Genomic DNA, 4,064 nt, shown 5'->3' on the forward strand with positions numbered 1-4,064 from the left:
AATCCTCTAAAAAAAATATCAGCAAAAATTATTCACAAAAGTATTTTTTAAGAAGAATTAGTCAGTTTAGTCCTCAGCTACATTAAAATGAGTAATGAGTAATGAGTAATGAGTAATGAGTAATGAGTAAGGAGTAAGGAGTAATGAGTAAGGAGTAAGGAGTAATGAGTAATAAGAATAATTAGTTAGTTTAGTCATCAGCTACATTAAAATGAGTAATGAGTAATGAGTAATGAGTAAGGAGTAAGGAGTAAGGAGTAAGGAGTAAGGAGTAAGGAGTAAGGAGTAATAAGAATAATTAGTTAGTTTAGTCATCAGCTACATTAAAATGAGTAATGAGTAATGAGTAATGAGTAAGGAGTAAGGAGTAAGGAGTAATAAGAATAATTAGTTAGTTTAGTCATCAGCTACATTAAAATGAGTAATGAGTAATGAGTAATGAGTAAGGAGTAAGGAGTAAGAAGTAATAAGTAATAAGTAAAATCAAGCCCGTTGATGTTGGTTTAAAGCGTCTTCATTAATGAAGAAAAATTATTGCGTATTCATCATTTTTTGAATTCTCTGACTTTCCTGCGGAATGCGGAGCAAACAGGGAGAGGTATTACTTATTGCTTATTAATTAACACTTATTACTTGTGAAAAAAATAACTTCTGACTTCCCCTCCTGGGAGGGGTTAGGGGTGGGTTGACTTTTGACTTCTAACTTCGTTAAGGCTGCCTTAAATATTAAAAGACAAACTAGAAAGATATCTTTATAATCTGTCATTTAGCCAGAAAGTATCAATATAAGCGAAAATTAAATTCTTCCCATATATAAATCTTTGCTACAAAATCTAATATGAATGATTCTAATTTCACAAATGAATTACAATGGACACCTGAAGCTAAGACGAAATTGAAAAAAATTCCCTATTTTGTTCGGACTCAGGCACGGCAGCGAATTGAAGAATTGGCCAGAGAAACAGAGTCACAAATAGTAACAGCAGAAATAGTTGAGCAAGCTAGATTGGAATTTGGCCAGTAGGGCCAAGGTTATCTCATTTTTCCCTTTTGCCTTCTGCCTTCTTTTTAGTGCCTTCCTTGAACTTTGATTTGCCTTCTGCCTTCTGCCTTCTGCCTTCTGCCTTCCTTTTGCGGTCTAGAAAAAGGTCCCATAAAGCTTTAGACTGGAGTTTTGCAGATAGTAGAGTTTGAGGTGTATAAAATCAACAGTGAGAAAAATTATAATTGCTGGGAACTGGAAAATGTACAAAACCCAATTAGAAGCTAAAGAGTTTCTTGAGGGTTTGATGTCTCAACTAACAAAAACCCCTAAAGAACATGAAAAAGAACGTGAAATAGTTCTGTGCACTCCCTTCACTGCACTAGATTTTATGTCAAAAAGTTTGCATGGGAGTCGGATTAAGTTGGGTGCGCAAAATGTTCACTGGGAAGACGAGGGAGCATACACAGGAGAAATTTCTGGCTCAATGCTTAAGGAAGTTGGAGCAAGTTATGTAATTGTTGGCCACAGTGAGCGCCGTCAATATTTTGGCGAAACTGACGAAACAGTAAATTTGCGCTTACAAGCTGCTCAGAAGCATGGTTTAACTCCTATTCTCTGTGTGGGAGAAACTAAGGAACAAAGATATTCGGGTGAGACAGAATCACATATATTTTCTCAGTTGGCTGTGGATTTAGTTGATGTGGATCAAGAAAATCTAGTAATTGCTTATGAACCAATATGGGCCATTGGTACTGGTGACACTTGTGAAGCGACGGAAGCTAACCGAGTTATTGGTTTAATTCGTGGTAAGTTGACTAATTCTAATGTCACTATTCAATATGGTGGTTCTGTTAAACCTACTAATGTTGATGAAATTATGGCCCAACCAGAAATTGATGGTGCTTTAGTTGGGGGAGCAAGTTTGAAACCCGATAGTTTTGCTCGTCTGATTAACTATCAAAATTAGGTAATAGGGAATAGGGAATAGGGAATAGGGAATTAGGGAATTAGGGAATAGGGGATAGGCGAAGAGAAAATTATTTGTTACTTATTTTTCATCATAACTTTAACAGCTATCTCTATTATTTTCCCTTTTTTTTCAATATTTATTTCTTCTATCCTAGATAACTAAAGCCTTCTTCCTTATTCCCCTGAACGTAGGGAGGTTGCATGCAATGTCCCTACCTTATTTAAATAATTAATAATTAAGGTTTGCACTCAAAATTTTTTTGGTAGGGGTAGGAATCAGGAGTCATAATTTACGGGGAGTTTAGAGGGGGGAGTTGAAAGAATAGTCCGTTAATTTTTCTGTCAAGCGTGAGCCTTTAATACTCACTTTTTGAACCTTTTAGACTGAAAAGCTTACACTTTTTAAATACCATTACAGGCTAAAAACTTTATCTGTAAATGGTTTCATATTTATTCAGGAGAGCAATAATTAACAATTAATAATTAATAATTACCTCTTCTGTAACAGAAGGATTGGTTAAAAGGAATTTTGTTCGACTTAAAAGGAGATGCTTTAAACCTTAATTTTTCGGTAATTATCGTTCGCTTGGAATAGATAAGAAAGAAAAACAATTGTACCTCATATAACTTTATTGACCCTATTTTTTTGATAAAATTCTTGATTAAATCAGTATTATAGTATTACTTTGATTAGTTGAGAAATTGGGAAAACCTAAAGCTCAATCAGAGATTACTTTGAATTTTTTAATTTTGCCTTTTTGCTTTTGCATTCCTCGTAGCGATATACTTCTTCATCAATTATCAAAAATTATCAAATGCACAGTTTAACTAAAAGTTTTGCTTGGGGAAAACGTACCTATATAATGGGTATTTTGAATGTCACACCAGATAGTTTTAGTGATGGTGGTGATTTTAATACACTAGAAACAGCTTTAATTCAGGTAAAAAGAATGGTAGAGGCAGGTGCTGATATGATTGATATTGGTGGTCAATCAACTAGACCAGGATCTGATGTTGTTTCTATAGATGAAGAACTTAATCGGGTTTTACCAATAATTAAGTTGTTAAGAAGTCAAGAAAATATTTGTGCGGAAATTCCAATTTCTGTTGATACGACTAGGGCAATAGTTGCAGAAAAATCTATTGAAGCTGGTGCTAATTTAATTAATGATATTTCTGGCGGAACTTATGATGATGAGATGTTTTCTGTGGTAGCTTCTCTGAAAGTGCCGATTATTTTAATGCACATTCGGGGGACTCCAAAAACTATGCAAAATTTGACAGATTATCAAGATTTAATTGGGGAAATTTATCAGTTTTTACAGAGTAGAATTGAGGAGGCTGTTAGAGCTGGAATTGAAAGAGAAAAAATTATTATTGACCCTGGTATTGGTTTTGCTAAAAATTACGAACAAAATTTAGAAATTATCCGCAATTTATCAAGGTTTAAAAGTTTAAATTGTCCGATTTTAGTAGGATTATCTCGTAAAAGTTTTATTGGTAAAATTTTGAATCAACCTGATGCTAAACAAAGGGTTTGGGGAACTGCTGCTGGTTGTGTGGCAGCGATCGCTCAATCTGTAGATATTTTACGGGTTCACGATGTTAAAGAAATGTCTGAAGTTTGTCGAGTTGCTGATGTTATTTTTAGACAGGGAGTAGGGAGTAGGGAGTAGGGAGTAGGGAAGTGGGGGAGTGGGGAAGTGGGGAAGTGGGAAAGAAGTAAACAAAAAAACTAAGACGTCTTAGTAAAGAACTATAAAAGTAATTAAAGAAATGTCTGAAGTTTGTAGGGTTGCTGATGTTATTTTTAGATTTAGACAGGGAGTAGGGAAGTGGGGGAGTGGGGGAGTGGGGAAGTGGGAAGGAAGTAAACAAAAAAAACTAAGACGTCTTAGTAAAGAACTATCAAAGTAATTAAAGAAATGTCTGAAGTTTGTAGGGTTGCTGATGTTATTTTTAGATTTAGACAGGGAGTAGGGAAGTGGGGGAGTGGGGAAGTGGGAAGGAAGTAAACAAAAAAAACTAAGACGTCTTAGTAAAGAACTATCAAAGTAATTAAAGAAATGTCTGAAGTTTGTAGGGTTGCTGATGTTATTTTTAGATTTAG

At 34.7% G+C, this 4,064-nt stretch carries 4 protein-coding genes; all 4 read left to right on the forward strand.

All coding sequences use genetic code 11. From position 1 onward, the window contains the following. Positions 1-838 precede the first annotated feature (838 nt). Positions 839-1,024, forward strand: a complete 186-nt coding sequence (locus tag F6K40_RS39150) for a PCP reductase family protein (RefSeq protein ID WP_293145390.1) — start codon at positions 839-841, stop codon at positions 1,022-1,024. Positions 1,025-1,211: 187 nt separating this feature from the next. Continuing rightward, positions 1,212-1,952, forward strand: a complete 741-nt coding sequence (gene tpiA / locus F6K40_RS39155) for a triose-phosphate isomerase (protein ID WP_293145393.1) — start codon at positions 1,212-1,214, stop codon at positions 1,950-1,952. A gap of 817 nt (positions 1,953-2,769) precedes the next feature. Continuing rightward, positions 2,770-3,630 (forward strand): dihydropteroate synthase, encoded by an 861-nt coding sequence (gene folP, locus F6K40_RS39160; protein WP_293145395.1) that lies wholly within the window; start codon positions 2,770-2,772, stop codon positions 3,628-3,630. A 100-nt stretch (positions 3,631-3,730) separates the two neighbouring features. After that, the gene (locus F6K40_RS39165) at positions 3,731-3,871 is read left to right on the forward strand and encodes a hypothetical protein (RefSeq protein ID WP_293145397.1); all 141 of its coding nucleotides are present in this window, start codon (positions 3,731-3,733) and stop codon (positions 3,869-3,871) included. Positions 3,872-4,064 lie beyond the last annotated feature (193 nt).

This window comes from Okeania sp. SIO3I5, from assembly GCF_010672085.1.
Lineage (GTDB): Bacteria > Cyanobacteriota > Cyanobacteriia > Cyanobacteriales > Microcoleaceae > Trichodesmium.